Origin of the sequence: Pseudomonas sp. JS3066, from assembly GCF_036328175.1 — a bacterium.
Classification (GTDB): Bacteria; Pseudomonadota; Gammaproteobacteria; order Pseudomonadales; family Pseudomonadaceae; genus Metapseudomonas.
The window spans coordinates 4,643,996-4,660,569 of the sequence record NZ_CP143312.1 but is presented as its reverse complement, the minus strand read 5'-3'; the positions used below and the strand labels follow the sequence as shown (position 1 = coordinate 4,660,569).

Annotated in this window: 14 protein-coding genes and 2 tRNA genes; all 16 read left to right on the top strand. The window is 60.4% G+C overall.

Annotated elements, in window-relative coordinates; all coding sequences use genetic code 11:
• The first annotated feature begins 148 nt into the window (after positions 1-148).
• Positions 149-2,062: an ATP-dependent zinc metalloprotease FtsH gene (gene ftsH, locus SA496_RS22050; RefSeq protein WP_120654507.1), complete on the top strand. Its 1,914-nt coding sequence runs from the start codon at positions 149-151 to the stop codon at positions 2,060-2,062.
• Positions 2,063-2,071: 9 nt separating this feature from the next.
• Complete coding sequence (gene folP, locus SA496_RS22045; RefSeq protein WP_120654508.1) at positions 2,072-2,923, top strand: dihydropteroate synthase; 852 nt, start codon at positions 2,072-2,074, stop codon at positions 2,921-2,923.
• A gap of 18 nt (positions 2,924-2,941) precedes the next feature.
• Complete coding sequence (gene glmM, locus SA496_RS22040) at positions 2,942-4,282, top strand: phosphoglucosamine mutase (RefSeq protein WP_120654509.1); 1,341 nt, start codon at positions 2,942-2,944, stop codon at positions 4,280-4,282.
• A gap of 65 nt (positions 4,283-4,347) precedes the next feature.
• Positions 4,348-5,103, top strand: coding sequence for a triose-phosphate isomerase (tpiA, locus tag SA496_RS22035; RefSeq protein WP_330114464.1), 756 nt, complete (start codon positions 4,348-4,350; stop codon positions 5,101-5,103).
• Positions 5,104-5,107: 4 nt separating this feature from the next.
• Positions 5,108-5,491 carry a preprotein translocase subunit SecG gene (gene secG, locus SA496_RS22030; protein ID WP_077522865.1) on the top strand — a complete coding sequence of 128 codons (384 nt, stop codon included), beginning with the start codon at positions 5,108-5,110 and terminating at the stop codon, positions 5,489-5,491.
• A 10-nt stretch (positions 5,492-5,501) separates the two neighbouring features.
• Positions 5,502-5,587, top strand: a tRNA-Leu gene (locus SA496_RS22025).
• Between the two features lie 98 nt (positions 5,588-5,685).
• Positions 5,686-5,762, top strand: a tRNA-Met gene (locus SA496_RS22020).
• Positions 5,763-5,892: 130 nt separating this feature from the next.
• Complete coding sequence (rimP, locus tag SA496_RS22015) at positions 5,893-6,351, top strand: ribosome maturation factor RimP (RefSeq protein ID WP_120654511.1); 459 nt, start codon at positions 5,893-5,895, stop codon at positions 6,349-6,351.
• A 47-nt stretch (positions 6,352-6,398) separates the two neighbouring features.
• On the top strand, positions 6,399-7,880 hold the full coding sequence (gene nusA, locus SA496_RS22010) for a transcription termination factor NusA (RefSeq protein ID WP_120654512.1): 1,482 nt from the start codon (positions 6,399-6,401) through the stop codon (positions 7,878-7,880).
• A 26-nt stretch (positions 7,881-7,906) separates the two neighbouring features.
• Positions 7,907-10,468 carry a translation initiation factor IF-2 gene (gene infB / locus SA496_RS22005; protein WP_120654513.1) on the top strand — a complete coding sequence of 854 codons (2,562 nt, stop codon included), beginning with the start codon at positions 7,907-7,909 and terminating at the stop codon, positions 10,466-10,468.
• 94 nt (positions 10,469-10,562) lie between these two features.
• On the top strand, positions 10,563-10,952 hold the full coding sequence (gene rbfA, locus SA496_RS22000) for a 30S ribosome-binding factor RbfA (RefSeq protein ID WP_120654514.1): 390 nt from the start codon (positions 10,563-10,565) through the stop codon (positions 10,950-10,952).
• 4 nt (positions 10,953-10,956) lie between these two features.
• Positions 10,957-11,874 carry a tRNA pseudouridine(55) synthase TruB gene (truB, locus tag SA496_RS21995; protein WP_120654515.1) on the top strand — a complete coding sequence of 306 codons (918 nt, stop codon included), beginning with the start codon at positions 10,957-10,959 and terminating at the stop codon, positions 11,872-11,874.
• A gap of 94 nt (positions 11,875-11,968) precedes the next feature.
• Entirely contained in the window at positions 11,969-12,238 is a 270-nt protein-coding gene (rpsO, locus tag SA496_RS21990) for a 30S ribosomal protein S15 (protein ID WP_016494768.1), read from the top strand.
• A 152-nt stretch (positions 12,239-12,390) separates the two neighbouring features.
• Positions 12,391-14,499, top strand: coding sequence for a polyribonucleotide nucleotidyltransferase (gene pnp / locus SA496_RS21985; protein WP_120654516.1), 2,109 nt, complete (start codon positions 12,391-12,393; stop codon positions 14,497-14,499).
• 89 nt (positions 14,500-14,588) lie between these two features.
• Positions 14,589-16,007: a hypothetical protein gene (locus SA496_RS21980; protein ID WP_120654517.1), complete on the top strand. Its 1,419-nt coding sequence runs from the start codon at positions 14,589-14,591 to the stop codon at positions 16,005-16,007.
• A gap of 206 nt (positions 16,008-16,213) precedes the next feature.
• Entirely contained in the window at positions 16,214-16,573 is a 360-nt protein-coding gene (locus tag SA496_RS21975; protein ID WP_120654518.1) for a BON domain-containing protein, read from the top strand.
• Position 16,574: the final 1 nt, after the last annotated feature.

Below are 16,574 nucleotides of genomic sequence, written 5' to 3'. Positions count from 1 at the left end.
AGGGAGGCCGCGAGGTCTCATAAAGGGTTACAGACGGCGCCTGCCAGGGGTAGGGGTTGTGTAGTAAGTTAGGCCGATTAATCACCAGCCGTCATGCGGGCTGCGCTCCAGGAAGGAGCCCGTTCCAGAGGGTAGCTAATTGAACGATATGGCAAAAAATCTGATCCTGTGGCTAATCATCGCCGCCGTGCTAGTCACGGTGATGAACAATTTCTCCAGCCCGAGCGAACCGCAGACGCTTAACTACTCGGAATTCATCGAGCAGGTTAAGGAAGGCAAGGTCGAGCGAGTAACCGTCGATGGCTTCGTCATCACCGGCAAGCGCAATGATGGCGAGCCCTTCAAGACCATTCGTCCGGCGATTCAGGACGGTGGCCTGATCGGCGACCTGATCGACAACAACGTGATCATCGAAGGCAAGCAGCCTGAGCAGCAGAGCATCTGGACTCAACTGCTGGTAGCCAGTTTCCCGATTCTGGTGATCATTGCGGTCTTCATGTTCTTCATGCGCCAGATGCAGGGCGGCGGCGGTGGTCGCGGCGGCCCGATGAGCTTTGGCAAGAGCAAGGCGCGCCTGCTCTCGGAAGATCAGGTCAAGACCACCTTCGCCGACGTCGCCGGTTGCGATGAAGCGAAGGAGGAAGTCAGCGAGCTGGTTGAGTTCCTGCGTGATCCTGGCAAGTTCCAGCGCCTGGGTGGCCGCATCCCGCGCGGCGTGCTGATGGTCGGCCCGCCCGGTACCGGCAAGACCCTGCTGGCCAAGGCCATCGCGGGTGAAGCAAAGGTTCCGTTCTTCACCATTTCCGGTTCCGACTTCGTCGAGATGTTCGTCGGTGTGGGTGCGTCTCGCGTCCGCGACATGTTCGATCAAGCCAAGAAACACGCCCCGTGCATTATCTTCATCGACGAGATCGACGCTGTTGGTCGCCATCGTGGTGCCGGACTGGGTGGTGGTCACGACGAGCGTGAGCAGACTCTCAACCAGTTGCTGGTGGAGATGGATGGCTTCGAGATGAATGACGGCATCATCGTGATCGCCGCCACTAACCGTCCTGATGTGCTGGACCCGGCTCTGCTGCGTCCTGGCCGCTTCGACCGTCAGGTGGTCGTGGGCCTGCCGGATATCCGTGGGCGCGAGCAGATCCTCAAGGTGCATATGCGCAAGGTGCCCATGGGCGACGACGTAGATGCTGGCGTCATCGCGCGTGGTACCCCAGGTTTCTCCGGTGCGGACCTGGCCAACCTGGTCAACGAAGCCTCTCTGTTCGCCGCTCGCGTCAATAAGCGCCTCGTCGAAATGAAAGAGTTCGAATTGGCCAAGGACAAGATCATGATGGGCGCTGAGCGCAAGTCCATGGTGATGTCCGAGAAGGAAAAACTGAATACCGCGTTCCACGAGGCGGGCCACGCCATCGTTGGGCGCCTGGTACCGGAGCATGATCCTGTCTACAAAGTGTCGATCATTCCGCGTGGGCGCGCTCTGGGCGTGACGATGTTCCTCCCCGAGGAAGATCGTTACAGCCTCTCCAAGCGCGCGCTGACCAGTCAGATTTGCTCACTGTTCGGCGGCCGGATCGCCGAAGAAATGACCCTCGGATTTGATGGTGTCACTACGGGGGCCTCTAACGACATCATGCGTGCCACTCAGATCGCTCGGAACATGGTCACCAAGTGGGGGCTGTCCGAAAAGCTAGGTCCGCTGATGTACGCAGAGGAAGAGGGCGAGGTGTTCCTTGGTCGCAGCGCGGGTGCACAGCACGCGAATGTATCGGGTGAAACCGCCAAGCTGATCGACCAGGAAGTCCGTCGGATTATCGACGAGAGCTATACCACCGCGAAGAACCTTCTGACGGAGAATCGTGACAAGCTCGATGCCATGGCCGAAGCCTTGATGAAGTACGAAACCATCGATTCCGAGCAGATCGACGACATCATGGCCGGTCGCACTGTGCGTGAACCCAAGGATTGGCAGGGTGGTTCCGGTACTTCTGGTACTCCCGCTCCCCGTGAGGAGACCAAGCGCCCTGAAACCCCCATCGGCGGGCCGGCTGGCGAACACTAAGGCCTGTAGATGAAGTCAGTGCAGTGCCCGACCCGGTTGCCTTGCGGCAGCCGGGTTCTTGATTTGGCCCAGCCGCATGTCATGGGCATCCTAAATGTCACTCCAGATTCCTTCTCCGATGGCGGTCGTTTCAATGCGCGTGATGCGGCGTTGCGCCATGCCGAGGAAATGGTCGCTGCCGGCGCGACCCTGATCGATGTCGGCGGCGAGTCGACTCGCCCCGGGGCACGACCTGTGTCCCCAACCGAGGAGCTTGAGCGCGTAGCCCCCGTGGTCGAGGTCATCGCCCGCGAACTGGATGTGGTCATCTCTCTGGATACGTCCACTCCCGCGGTGATCCGTGAAGGTGCTCGCCTCGGCGCCGGCATGATCAATGATGTGCGCTCCTTGCGCCGTGACGGCGCGCTGGACGCCGCCGCAGACACCGGTCTGGCGGTCTGTCTGATGCACATGCTCGGCGAGCCGGGCACCATGCAGCAGGATCCGCATTATGGCGATGTTGTTCGCGAAGTCGGCGAGTTCCTTTCCGAGCGCGTACGGGCATGCGTGGTTGCGGGCATCTCGGAGGATCGGATAGTCCTGGATCCAGGCTTCGGCTTCGCCAAGACGTTGGCGCACAACCTCAGTCTGTTCAAGCATCTGGAGGTCCTGCATGAGCTCGGGCGCCCGTTGCTGGTTGGCGTTTCGCGCAAAAGCATGATTGGTCAGACGCTGGGGCGAGAAGTTCAGCAACGTCTCCCGGGCAGCCTCGCCTTGGCCGCCCTCGCCGTGGCCAAGGGTGCGCGCATCGTGCGCGTACACGATGTCGCGGAGACCGTTGACGCAGTACGCATGATAGCCGCGGTACAAGCGGCGGAATAAGACAATACGGAGCACCTAATGAGCAGAAAGTATTTTGGCACCGACGGTATTCGTGGCCACGTCGGGCAGTTCCCGATTACTCCGGAATTCATGCTCAAGCTTGGCTGGGCCGCCGGTATGGCGTTCCGCAAGCAGGGTAAGTGCCGCATCCTGATCGGCAAGGACACTCGGATTTCCGGCTACATGTTCGAGTCCGCTCTCGAGGCCGGCCTGCTGGCTGCCGGCGCGGATGTGATGCTCCTCGGTCCCATGCCGACTCCAGCTATCGCCTACCTGACCCGCACCTTCCTGGCGGATGCGGGCATTGTCATCAGTGCCTCGCACAACCCGCATCACGACAATGGCATCAAGTTCTTCTCGGGCAAGGGGACCAAGCTCTCGGATGAAGTTGAGTTGATGATCGAGGAGTTGCTTGACCAGCCGATGACCGTGGTGGACTCGGCTCAATTGGGCAAGGTATCCCGCATCAACGACGCCGCCGGCCGCTACATCGAATTCTGCAAGAGCACTACCCCGATCAGTACCGATTTTGCTGGCCTAAAGATGGTGGTGGATTGCGCTCATGGTGCTACGTATAAGGTCGCACCCAACGTGTTTCGCGAACTGGGAGCACAAGTCAGCGTGCTGGCCGCGCAGCCCAACGGTCTCAATATCAATGACGATTGCGGTTCCACTCATATGGCCAGCCTGCAGGCGGCGGTCGTCGAGCAGAATGCGGACATCGGTATTGCCTTCGATGGAGATGGCGACCGCGTCCTGATGGTCGATCACACTGGTGCGGTAGTCGATGGCGACGAACTGATCTATCTGATCGCCCGTGACCTGCATGCCCGAGACAGGCTGAACGGGGGGGTTGTCGGTACCCTGATGAGCAACCTGGGCCTTGAACTGGCCTTCAAGGAGCTCGAGATTCCATTCGTACGTGCCAAAGTCGGCGATCGCTACGTGATGAGTGAACTGCAGGCCAATGGCTGGACGCTGGGTGGCGAGAATTCCGGCCATATCGTCTGTAGCCATTTCACTACCACGGGTGACGCCATCGTTTCCGCCCTCCAGGTCCTGCTGGCTTTGCAGCGCAGCGGTCAATCTCTCGCCGAAGCTCGCCAGGGCATGCGCAAGTGCCCGCAGGTGCTGATCAACGTTCGCTACGCAGGCGGCGACGTGGATCCGGTCAATCATCCGGCCGTGAAGGATGCGTCTGCCCGCGTTACTACCCAGATGGCAGGGCGGGGGCGTGTGCTTCTGCGCAAGTCCGGTACCGAGCCGCTCGTGCGCGTGATGGTCGAGGGCGACGACGAAAAGCTGGTGCGCGGCTACGCCGAGGAACTGGCAAAAGTCGTGACAGAGGTATGTGCTTGATTTCGCTTGCTTGTTGAAAATCTCTTGGGTAACATCTGCGCCCACTTTGATCGACGAGATAAAGCATGCGCCGACCTCTGGTAGCCGGTAACTGGAAAATGCACGGTACCCGCGCCAGCGTCGCAGAGCTGATCAAAGGCTTGCGCCAATTGGCCTTGCCTACTGGAGTCGAAGTCGCGGTAATGCCGCCCTGTCTGTACATCAATCAGGTCATTCAAGGCCTGGACGGCAAGTCGATTGTCGTAGGTGCCCAGAATTGTGCGGTGGAGCCGGTGCAGGGAGCCCTCACCGGAGAGATCGCGGCAAGCCAGTTGGCGGACGTGGGTTGCAGTCTGGTTCTGGTCGGTCATTCGGAGCGTCGCCTGATTTTGGGCGAAAGCGACGAAGTCGTGAGTCGCAAGTTCGCTGCTGCTCAATCCTGTGGTCTGATCCCGGTGCTGTGCGTCGGTGAAACTCGGGAGCAGCGCGAAGCCGGCAAGACGCTCGATGTTGTCGGGCGTCAGTTGGGTAGCGTGATCGAAGAGCTTGGTGTGGGCGCATTTGCGCAAGCGGTAATTGCCTATGAGCCGGTTTGGGCCATTGGTACGGGGCTGACAGCTTCGCCGCAGCAAGCGCAAGAGGTTCATGCGGCGATTCGCTCGCAACTGTCGGCGGAGAATGCTGAGGTTGCTCGCGGCGTACGAATTCTGTACGGCGGCAGTGTGAAGGCGGCCAGTGCGGCCGACTTGTTCGGCATGCCGGATATCGATGGGGGGCTGGTTGGTGGAGCCTCCCTGAATGCGGATGAGTTCGGTGCGATCTGTCGCGCCGCAGGAAGCTGACGAGATGCTGGAAACTGTCGTAATTGTGGTGCACTTGCTGGTCGCGCTGGGCGTTGTTGGTCTGGTGCTGGTTCAGCAGGGCAAGGGCGCGGATGCTGGTGCCTCTTTTGGCTCCGGTGCTTCGGCAACCGTATTCGGAAGCCAAGGTTCCGCTACCTTTTTGAGTCGAGTTACTGCTATACTCGCCGCGGTTTTTTTCATTACCAGCCTGGGTTTAGCGTTCTTCGCTAAGGAAAAGGCTGAGGCGCTGAGCAATGTAGGTCTGCCAGATCCGGCGGCCCTCGAAGTTCAGCCCGCTAAGCCGGCAGCTGATGATGTGCCGGTGCTCGAAGAGCAGAAGCCAGCTACCCAATCGGGTGATGTGCCGCAGGCTCCGGAGCAGAAGTAAGGCAAGTTTTGCCGAGGTGGTGGAATTGGTAGACACGCTACCTTGAGGTGGTAGTGGCCATAGGCTGTAGGGGTTCGAGTCCCCTCCTCGGTACCATACAAAGAGAAGGCCCGCAGTGATGCGGGCCTTCTTCTTCGCGGGATGTTCGGTTGACCACGCAAGGTGCTGGCCGTATACTCTCGCACCAGCTTTGACGCGGGGTGGAGCAGTCTGGTAGCTCGTCGGGCTCATAACCCGAAGGTCGTTGGTTCAAATCCAGCCCCCGCAACCAGTAGTCGCGAAGCCCCTTTTTAGGGGCTTTTTGCTAGCTGGACAGTTGGCCTCCGATCACAGATCAGGCGGTTTGAAGGGATGGGCGTTTCGCCCATTTTTTATTTGCACAGCATGCGAGAGGCGATCAGGTGTCGAGCAAGCTAGAACAGTTGCAGGCCTTGTTGGCCCCGGTAGTCGAAGCGCTCGGTTATCAGTGCTGGGGCATCGAGTTCCTGTCTCAAGGGCGGCATTCCCTGCTGCGTATCTATATCGATCACGAGAACGGCATCCTAGTCGAGGATTGCGAGAAGGTCAGTCGGCAGATCAGTGGTGTACTCGATGTCGAGGACCCGATCAGCAACGAATACACCCTCGAAGTTTCTTCGCCGGGCATGGATCGTCCGCTGTTCACCCTTGAGCAGTTTGCGGCCCACGCCGGTGAGCTGGTCAAGATCAAGCTGCGTTCGCCCTTCGAAGGGCGGCGCAATTTTCAGGGGCTCCTCCGCGGGGTGGAGGAGCAGGACGTGGTGGTTCTCATAGAAGACCGCGAGTTCCTCCTGCCGATCGAGTTGATCGACAAGGCCAACATCATTCCCCGTTTTGACTGAGACGCGGATCCCGCGGATCCAATGGATTGCGAAAGGCGAGGCGTACGATGAGCAAAGAAGTACTGCTGGTTGTTGAGTCGGTATCCAACGAAAAGGGTGTACCGGCTGGCGTTATTTTCGAGGCGCTGGAGCTGGCCCTGGCCACCGCTACCAAGAAGCGTTTTGAGGACGAGGTCGACCTGCGAGTGTCGATCAATCGTCAGAGCGGTAACTACGACACTTTCCGTAGCTGGACTGTGGTCGAGGAAGAAGATTTCGAGGATCCGGCGATCCAGCTGACCCTCGACCAGGCTCAGGCTCGCGATGAGAATGCCAAGATCGGCGACATCATCGAAGAGAAGATCGAGTCCATCGAGTTCGGTCGCATCGCTGCCCAGACCGCCAAGCAGGTCATCGTGCAGAAGGTACGTGAGGCCGAGCGTGCGCAGGTGGTTGAAGCCTACCGCGAGAAGCTGGGCGACATCATTTTCGGCACTGTGAAGAAAGTCACTCGCGACAACGTGATCGTTGACCTGGGCAACAACGCCGAAGCGCTCCTGGCTCGCGAGGACATCATCGCCCGCGAAACCTTCCGGGTTGGTGCTCGTGTGCGTGCCCTGCTGAAAGAAATCCGCACCGAAAATCGCGGTCCGCAACTGATCCTGTCGCGCACTGCGCCGCAGATGCTGATCGAGTTGTTCCGCATCGAAGTGCCGGAAATCGCCGAAGAGCTGATCGAAGTGATGGCCGCCTCCCGTGACCCGGGTTCGCGCGCCAAGATCGCCGTACGCTCCAAGGACAAACGTATCGACCCGCAGGGTGCCTGCATCGGTATGCGTGGCTCCCGCGTCCAGGCCGTATCCGGCGAGTTGGGCGGTGAGCGTGTCGATATCGTCCTCTGGGACGACAACCCGGCACAGTTCGTGATCAATGCCATGGCCCCGGCCGAAGTGGTTGCGATCATCGTCGACGAAGATGCCCACGCAATGGACATCGCCGTTGCCGAAGACAACCTGGCCCAGGCCATTGGTCGTGGCGGCCAGAACGTGCGCCTGGCCAGCCAGCTGACCGGCTGGACCCTCAACGTGATGACCGAAGCGGACATCCAGGCCAAGCAGCAAGCCGAAACCGGCGACATCCTGCGTGCATTCGTTGAAGAGCTGGAAGTGGACGAAGAGCTGGCCCAGGTACTGGTTGAAGAAGGTTTCACCAGCCTGGAAGAAATCGCCTACGTGCCCATGGAAGAAATGCTCAGCATCGACGGCTTCGATGAGGACATCGTCAACGAGCTGCGTGCGCGCGCGAAGGACCGCCTGCTGACCAAGGCTATCGCAACCGAAGAAAAGCTGGCGGATGCCCAGCCTGCCGAAGACCTGCTTTCCCTGGAAGGCATGGACAAGGACCTGGCTGTTGAACTCGCCGTACGTGGCGTTATTAACCGCGAAGATCTGGCCGAGCAGTCGATCGACGACCTGCTCGACATCGACGGCATGGACGAAGAGCGTGCCGGCAAGCTGATCATGGCCGCCCGAGCCCACTGGTTCGAGTAAGTATCGCGGCCTGAGGAGAGAAGTGCATGACGCAAGTCACGGTGAAAGAACTGGCCCAAGTGGTCGATACACCGGTGGAGCGCCTGCTGCTGCAGATGCGCGAGGCGGGATTGCCGCACACCAGCGCCGAACAAGTTGTAACCGACAATGAGAAGCAGGCCCTGCTGGCCCATCTCAAGAGCAGCCACGGTGAGCGCCTGGAAGAGCCGCGCAAGATTACCCTGCAGCGCAAGACCACTACTACGCTGAGGGTCGCCGGTAGCAAGACCATCAACGTCGAAGTACGCAAGAAGAAGACCTACGTCAAGCGCAGCCCCGACGAGATCGAGGCTGAGCGTCAGCGCGAACTCGAAGAGCAGCGCGTAGCGGAAGAAGCCGCTCGACTGAAGGCTGAAGATGAGGCTCGTCAGCGTGCCGAAGAGGCTGCCCGCCGCGAAGCGGAATCTCGTGCCAAGGTAGCTACCGAATCCGCTCCGGCGGAAGTTGTTGCTGCTGCCGGCGAGCCGGCCGCTGTCGCAGCCGCGCCTGTCGCTGCTGCCTCTGCGGCAGCAGTTGCTCCTGCAGCGGCCGGCGCAGCTGCGGTTAACGGCGAGCGCAAGAAGGAAGAGGTTCGTCGTCCCGAGCGTGCTCGTGATGAAGACGATCGCCGCGACCGCAAGCATGCGCAGCACCGTCCTTCGCTCAAAGAGAAAGAAAAGGCTCCGGCTCCCCGCGTGGCACCGCGCAGTACCGACGAAGAAAGCGATGCTTTCGGTCGTCGTGGCGGTGGCCGTGGTGGCAAGTCCAAGCTGAAGAAGCGTAACCAGCACGGGTTCCAGAGCCCGACAGGACCTATCGTGCGTGAAGTCAGCATTGGCGAGACCATCACCGTGGCCGAACTGGCCGCCCAGATGGCTGTCAAGGGTGCAGAAGTCGTCAAGTTCATGTTCAAGATGGGCACTCCGGTGACCATCAACCAGGTGCTCGACCGTGAGACCGCTCAGTTGATCGCCGAAGAATTCGGCCACAAGGTCAAACTGGTAAACGAGAACGCCCTGGAAGACCAACTGGCCGAGTCCCTGAAGTTTGAAGGCGAAGCCCTGACCCGTGCGCCGGTAGTGACCGTGATGGGCCACGTCGACCACGGCAAGACCTCCCTGCTCGACTACATTCGTCGTACCAAGGTAGCCAGCGGTGAAGCGGGTGGTATCACCCAGCACATCGGCGCCTACCACGTCGAAACCGATCGCGGCATGGTGACCTTCCTCGACACCCCTGGCCACGCAGCGTTCACCGCGATGCGTGCCCGTGGTGCCAAGGCTACCGACATCGTCATCCTGGTGGTGGCGGCCGACGACGGGGTGATGCCGCAGACCGTTGAAGCGGTACAGCACGCAAAAGCGGCTGGCGTGCCGATCGTGGTTGCGGTCAACAAGATGGACAAGCCGGAAGCCAACCCGGACAACATCAAGAACGGCCTTGCCGCGCTGGATGTGATTCCGGAGGAGTGGGGCGGCGACACCCAGTTCGTGCCTGTTTCGGCCAAGGCCGGTACCGGCGTCGACGAACTGCTCGAAGCCGTGCTGCTGCAGGCAGAGGTTCTGGAGCTCACTGCCACTCCGTCGGCCCCTGGTCGTGGTGTCGTGGTCGAGTCCCGCCTGGACAAGGGCCGTGGCCCGGTCGCTACCGTGCTGGTACAGGACGGTACCCTGCGCCAGGGCGACATGGTTCTCTGCGGCGTCAACTATGGCCGCGTTCGCGCCATGCTCGACGAGAACGGCAAGCCGGTGAAAGAAGCCGGTCCGTCCATCCCGGTCGAGATTCTTGGCCTGGATGGCACTCCGGACGCCGGTGACGACCTGACTGTGGTCGCCGACGAGAAGAAAGCGCGCGAAGTTGCCCTGTTCCGTCAAGGCAAGTTCCGCGAGGTCAAGCTGGCTCGCCAGCAGTCCTCCAAGCTGGAAAACATCTTCGAAAGCATGGGGCAGGACGAGAAAAAGACCCTCAACATCGTGCTCAAGTCCGATGTGCGTGGTTCTCTCGAGGCCCTGCAGGGCGCCCTGGCCGATATCGGCAACGAGGAAGTCCAGGTACGTGTTGTGGGTGGCGGTGTAGGTGGTATCACCGAGAGCGACGCCAACCTGGCGCTGGCGTCCAACGCCGTGCTGTTCGGCTTCAACGTGCGTGCCGATGCCGGTGCGCGCAAGATCGTCGAGCAGGAAGGTCTGGACCTGCGCTACTACAACATCATCTACGACATCATCGAAGACGTTAAGAAAGCACTGTCCGGCATGCTGGGCAGCGAAGTCCGGGAGAACATCCTGGGTATCGCCGAGGTGCGCGACGTGTTCCGCTCGCCGAAGTTCGGCGCGGTCGCCGGCTGCATGGTTACCGAAGGTCTGGTACACCGCAACCGCCCGATCCGCGTACTGCGCGACGATGTGGTGATCTTCGAAGGCGAACTGGAATCCCTGCGCCGCTTCAAGGACGACGTGTCCGAGGTGCGTGCCGGCATGGAGTGCGGTATCGGCGTGAAGAGCTACAACGACGTCAAAGTCGGTGACAAGATCGAAGTCTTCGAGAAGGTCCAGGTGGCGCGCACGCTGTAAGTGTCGCGCTTGCCACAAGCCGGGAGCCAGGAGCTGGAAGCCATCGCCTTCCACTCCTGGCTTTCGGCTTTTAAGCGTTCAAGAGTGAAACGAAATGGCTAAAGACTACAGCCGTACCCAACGCATCGGCGACCAGATGCAGCGCGAAATGGCGCTGCTGATCCAGCGTGAGATCAAAGACCCGCGCCTGGGTCTTGTGACCATCACTGCTGTCGACGTGAGCCGTGACCTCTCCCATGCCAAGGTGTTCATCACCGTGATGGGCCAGGATGACAACGCCGAGAAGGTCAAGCTCAACCTCGACATTCTGCAGGACGCCGCGGGCTTCCTGCGTATGCAGCTCGGCAAGGCCATGAAACTGCGCAGCGTGCCGCAATTGCACTTCCACTACGACGCCAGCATCCGGCGTGGCGCCGAACTGTCGGCGCTGATCGAGCGTGCCGTCGCGGAAGACCGCAAGCACCAGGGCAGCGACGAGGAGTGATGGCGTGGCCCAGGTAAAACGTATTCGCCGTAATGTCAGCGGTGTGCTGATACTCGACAAGCCGCGCGGCATGAGTTCCAACGCTGCGCTGCAGAAGGTGCGTTGGCTGCTCAATGCCGAGAAAGCCGGCCATACCGGCAGCCTCGACCCGTTGGCTACCGGTGTGTTGCCGCTGTGCTTCGGCGAGGCGACCAAGTTCTCCCAGTACCTCCTGGATGCCGACAAGGGTTACGAAACCCTGGCCCAGCTCGGCATTACCACCTCCACCGGCGATGCCGAAGGTGAAGTGACCGAGCGTCGCGAAGTGACCGTTGGTCGCGAGGACATAGAAGCTCTGCTGCCGCGTTTTCGTGGCGAAATCAAGCAGATACCACCGATGTACTCCGCTCTCAAGAAGGACGGCCAGCCCCTCTACAAGCTGGCGCGTGCTGGCGAAGTAGTGGAGCGCGAGGCGCGTTCTGTTACTATTGCGCGCCTGGATTTACTGGCCTGTGAAAACAGTCAGGCAAGAATGGCGGTAGCCTGCAGCAAGGGCACCTATATCCGTACCCTGGTCGAGGATCTTGGCCAGGCCCTGGGATGTGGAGCCCATGTGGCGGAGCTGCGCCGGACCCAGGCGGGCCCCTTCGTGCTGGCCCAGGCAATCAGCCTGGAGACCCTGGAGAAGGTCCACGCCGAAGGCGGTAGCGAGGCACTCGATCAGTTCCTCCTGCCGGTCGACAGCGGACTGGAACACTGGCCGCTGATCCAGCTTACCGAGCACAGCGCGTACTACTGGCTACACGGCCAACCGGTACGAGCCCCGGAAGCGCCGAAGTTCGGCATGATGCGAGTTCAGGATCATACCGGTCGCTTCATCGGTATCGGTGAAGTGAGCGATGACGGGCGCGTTGCGCCGCGTCGACTGATTCGGTCGGAATGACCGATCCGAGGATGGCTGTTAATAGGCACGGTCAATCCTCTTTTTAGAACACGGGGCGAAGGTCCCGGCCTATTACTCTCAGAGGAAGCCCATCATGGCACTGAGCGTTACTGAAAAAGCCCAGATCGTTAACGAGTACAAGCAAGCTGAAGGCGATACCGGTTCTCCGGAAGTGCAGGTTGCCCTGCTGACCGCCAACATCAACAAGCTGCAGGATCACTTCAAGGCCAACGGCAAAGACCACCACTCCCGTCGTGGTCTGATCCGCATGGTTAACCAGCGCCGCAAGCTGCTGGACTACCTGAAGGGTAAGGACACCTCTCGTTACAGCGCCCTGATCGGTCGTCTGGGTCTGCGTCGCTAAGCGACACAGACGAGCTGGAAGCTGGAAACCGGAAGCTGGACATCGTTCCAGCTTTCGGCTTTCCAGCTTCTGGTTTTTTAAGGGATTGAAACGGGTCCGACTCCCGCCACTCCCCCGATTTCCCCCAAGGCAACACAGAGAAGGAAAACACCGTGAACCCGGTAATCAAGAAGTTCCAGTTCGGTCAATCGACCGTAACCCTCGAGACTGGCCGTATCGCCCGTCAAGCCTCCGGTGCCGTACTGGTCACCATGGACGACGACGTCACCGTGCTGGTGACCGTGGTCGGCGCCAAGCAAGCTGATCCGGGCAAGGGTTTCTTCCCGCTGTCCGTGCACTACCAGGAAAAAACCTACGCTGCCGGCCGTATCCCCGGTGGTTTCTTCAAGCGTGAAGGTCGTCCGTCCGAGAAAGAAACCCTGACCTCGCGTCTGATCGACCGTCCGATCCGTCCGCTCTTCCCGGAAGGTTTCCTGAACGAAGTGCAGGTCATCTGCACCGTGGTCTCCACCAACAAGAAGACCGATCCGGACATCGCTTCCATGATCGGTACTTCCGCAGCCCTGGCCATCTCCGGCATTCCGTTCGCCGGCCCGATCGGCGCCGCTCGCGTGGCTTACCACGAAGAGACTGGCTACCTGCTGAACCCCAACTACGAACAGCTCAAGGCTTCCAGCCTGGACATGGTGGTTGCCGGTACTCAAGACGCCGTACTGATGGTTGAGTCGGAAGCCCAAGAGCTGACCGAAGACCAGATGCTGGGCGCCGTACTCTTTGCCCACCAGGAATTCCAGGCCGTGATCCAGGCCGTCAAGGAGTTCGCTGCCGAAGCTGGCAAGCCGACCTGGAACTGGACTGCCCCGGCCGAAAACACCGCCCTGCTCAGCGCCATCAAGGCCGAGTTCGGCGAGGCCATTTCCCAGGCCTACACCATCACCATCAAGCAGGACCGCTACAACCGCCTGGACGAGCTGCGTGACCAGGTCGTCGCCCGCTTCGTTGGCGAAGAAGAAGGTCAGTTCCCGGCTGGTGAAGTGAAAGACGCCTTCGGCCTGCTGGAATACCGCACCGTTCGCGAGAACATCGTCAACGGCAAGCCGCGTATCGACGGCCGCGACACCCGCACCGTACGTCCGCTGAAGATCGAAGTCGGCGTGCTGGGCAAGACCCACGGTTCCGCCCTGTTCACCCGTGGTGAAACCCAGGCCCTGGTCGTTGCCACCCTCGGTACCGCCCGTGACGCCCAACTGCTGGACACCCTGGAAGGCGAGCGCAAGGACGCCTTCATGCTGCACTACAACTTCCCGCCCTTCTCGGTAGGTGAGTGTGGTCGTATGGGCAGTGCTGGTCGCCGCGAAATCGGTCACGGCCGTCTGGCCCGTCGTGGCGTTTCCGCCATGCTGCCGAAGGGCGACGAGTTCCCCTACACCATTCGTGTGGTTTCCGAGATCACCGAATCCAACGGTTCCAGCTCCATGGCTTCCGTTTGCGGCGCGTCCCTCGCGCTGATGGATGCCGGCGTGCCGATGAAGGCGCCGGTTGCCGGTATCGCCATGGGCCTGGTGAAGGAAGGCGACAAGTTCGCCGTCCTGACCGACATCCTGGGTGACGAAGACCACTTGGGCGACATGGACTTCAAGGTAGCCGGTACCGCCAAGGGCGTAACCGCGCTGCAGATGGACATCAAGATCAACGGCATCACCGAAGAAATCATGGAGATCGCTCTGGAGCAGGCTCTGGAAGCGCGCCTGAACATCCTCGGCCAGATGAACCAGGTGATCGCCGAGTCCCGCAGCGAGCTGTCCTCCAACGCCCCGACCATGATTGCCATGAAGATCGAGCCGGACAAGATCCGCGACGTCATCGGCAAGGGCGGCGCCACCATCCGTGGTATCTGCGAAGAGACCAAGGCTTCCATCGACATTGAAGACGATGGCAGCGTGAAGATCTTCGGCGAGACCAAGGAAGCGGCCGAGGCTGCGCGCCAGCGCGTTCTGGGCATCACTGCTGAAGCCGAGATCGGCAAGGTGTACGTGGGCAAGGTCGAGCGCATCGTCGACTTCGGCGCCTTCGTCAACATCCTGCCGGGCAAGGACGGTCTGGTGCACATCTCGCAGATCAGCGACAAGCGCATCGACAAGGTCACCGACGTTCTGCAGGAAGGTCAGGAAGTCAAAGTCCTGGTCCTTGATGTCGACAACCGTGGTCGCATCAAGCTGTCGATGAAGGATGTAGAAGCCGCCGAGGCTTCGGGCGTCTGATAATCGCCGCACGATGAAAGAGAGGGCCCCTTGCGGGCCCTCTTTTTTTGCCCGGACAATGGCGAACCGCCATCGTGCCTGGAACAGTCATGGACAAGACGCTCTGCCAGTACCATCCCGCCCAACCCGCAACCTGGCACTGTGTGCCATGTCAGCGCCATTTCGGTGATTGCTGCATTCCCCTGAATGCTGACGTTCCCGACGACAGCCCGGCCTGTCCGTTATGCCGCAGCCAGCTGACCTTCCTCGGTGCGGCCAACACCGCCCAACCCTTCTGGGAACGTCTGCCTCAATTCTTCGCTTACGGCCTGCAGACCGGGCCACTCGCTTTCAGCGCCCTGTTGGCCCTGGCAGGCCTGTTCATGCCGCGCTCGCTGATCCTCTGGATCATCTTGCTGAGCATCGCCACCAAGTACTTCCACAGCGTGATCGAGGCCAGCAGTGAGGGCGTGCGAGAGTCGCCGTCACTGGTCAGTGCCTTCGCTGGCGAAGGCTTTTCATTGTTCTTCAAGCAGATGGCGGTCTTTGCCATCGCGCTTGGGGCACTCTGGCTGGCAGCCGATTTCAACAGCGAGACGATCTTCTGGGTGGTGAACATCGCCATTGTGCTCCTGCTGCCGGCAAGCATTATCCGTCTGGCGCTGAGCAAAGAACTCGGTGCTGCGTTGAGCCCCGACCAGGTGGGTGAAGTGATCAAGGCGATGGGCTGGCGTTACCTGATCCTATGCGCTTTTCTCTTCATCCTCTGGCAATCCCCCAGCTACGTGGCCTGGATGCTTTCCGGTGGTTTGCCCAAGGTGGTGCTGATGCCAATCGCCACTTTCCTGTTCGGGTACTTCGGCGTGGTGATGTGCAGCATGATGGGCTATGCCGTGTTCCAGTATCAGGGGGCATTGGGCTTTGCGATTGCCGAGGAAGGCACCCAGCAGGGGTTGCCGGAAAACGAATGGCGCCGACGCAAGGCTCTCGCCGAAGCAGAGATTCGTCTCAAGGAAGGCCAAAGCGATGGTGCCCTGGAGATTCTCTCCAACGCTCTGCAGCGCGACCCCGAGGACTTGCGCCTCAACGAACGTTTCCACCAGTTGCTGTTCGGGTTGGGCGCGCGGGAGCGCTGCCTTCGCCACCTGGATCATTACCTGCCCCTGGTCGCCCGCCAGAACCCTGCGCAGGCCGCGACTGCGCTGCTGAATGCCCGCCAGTTCCAGGCTGACTTCCTGCCCGGCGATGCGCTGGTGTGCGAGCAGGTCGCGGGTGCCCTGCTCGATCGCCACAAGGTGCGCGAAGCGTTGAGTCTGCTACGCAACCTGCACCAACGCTTCCCCGACTATCCACATATTCCGCGTGCCTACCTGCTGGCGGCTCGTGGTTTCGCCGAAGGCCTCGGTCAGGTGGAGCCGGCGCAGAAGCTGCTGGCATACATCCGCGCACGCTATCCGGCTTCGCCTCTGTTGGACCAGGTCACTGCCCTGGAAGGCACCATCGCCAGGTTGGGTAACGCTGGACGCTGAGACGGGTTTGATCGTGCAGTCTGCAAGGCCTCCTAGGGGAGAACTTGCAGACTGCATGTGGCAGGTTCTTCGGTGATGTATTTATCTGATTGATTTTGTTGGTTTTTATCTTCATTCGGAAGCTGGCACAGGCCTTGCGACATTTCTCGTGACCCTGCAGCCGGGAACTTGCTGCAGATGTTCCGAAGTAAAGAGGAGAACCCCTCATGAAACAGTCTTTCACCAAGTGGACCTTTGCCGCTGTTACTGCTGCCGCCATCAGCCTGCCGTTCGCTACCGGCGCTTACGCAGAAACCAGCGGACAAACCATGCTGGCAGCCAGCGACACCGTTCAGAAGGCCGAAGAGGCTGTCTCGGACACCTGGATCACCAGCAAGGTCAAATCGACATTCCTGGCTGACAAAAACCTCAGCGGCATGGACATCAAGGTCGAAACCAACAAGGGCGTGGTTGCACTGTCCGGCATGGTGAAAACCGATGCCGAACGTGACCTGGCCATCGAAACCGCCAAGAACATCAAGGGTGTCACTGCGGTTTCTGCCGACGGCCTGAAGTCCGCCGATTGAC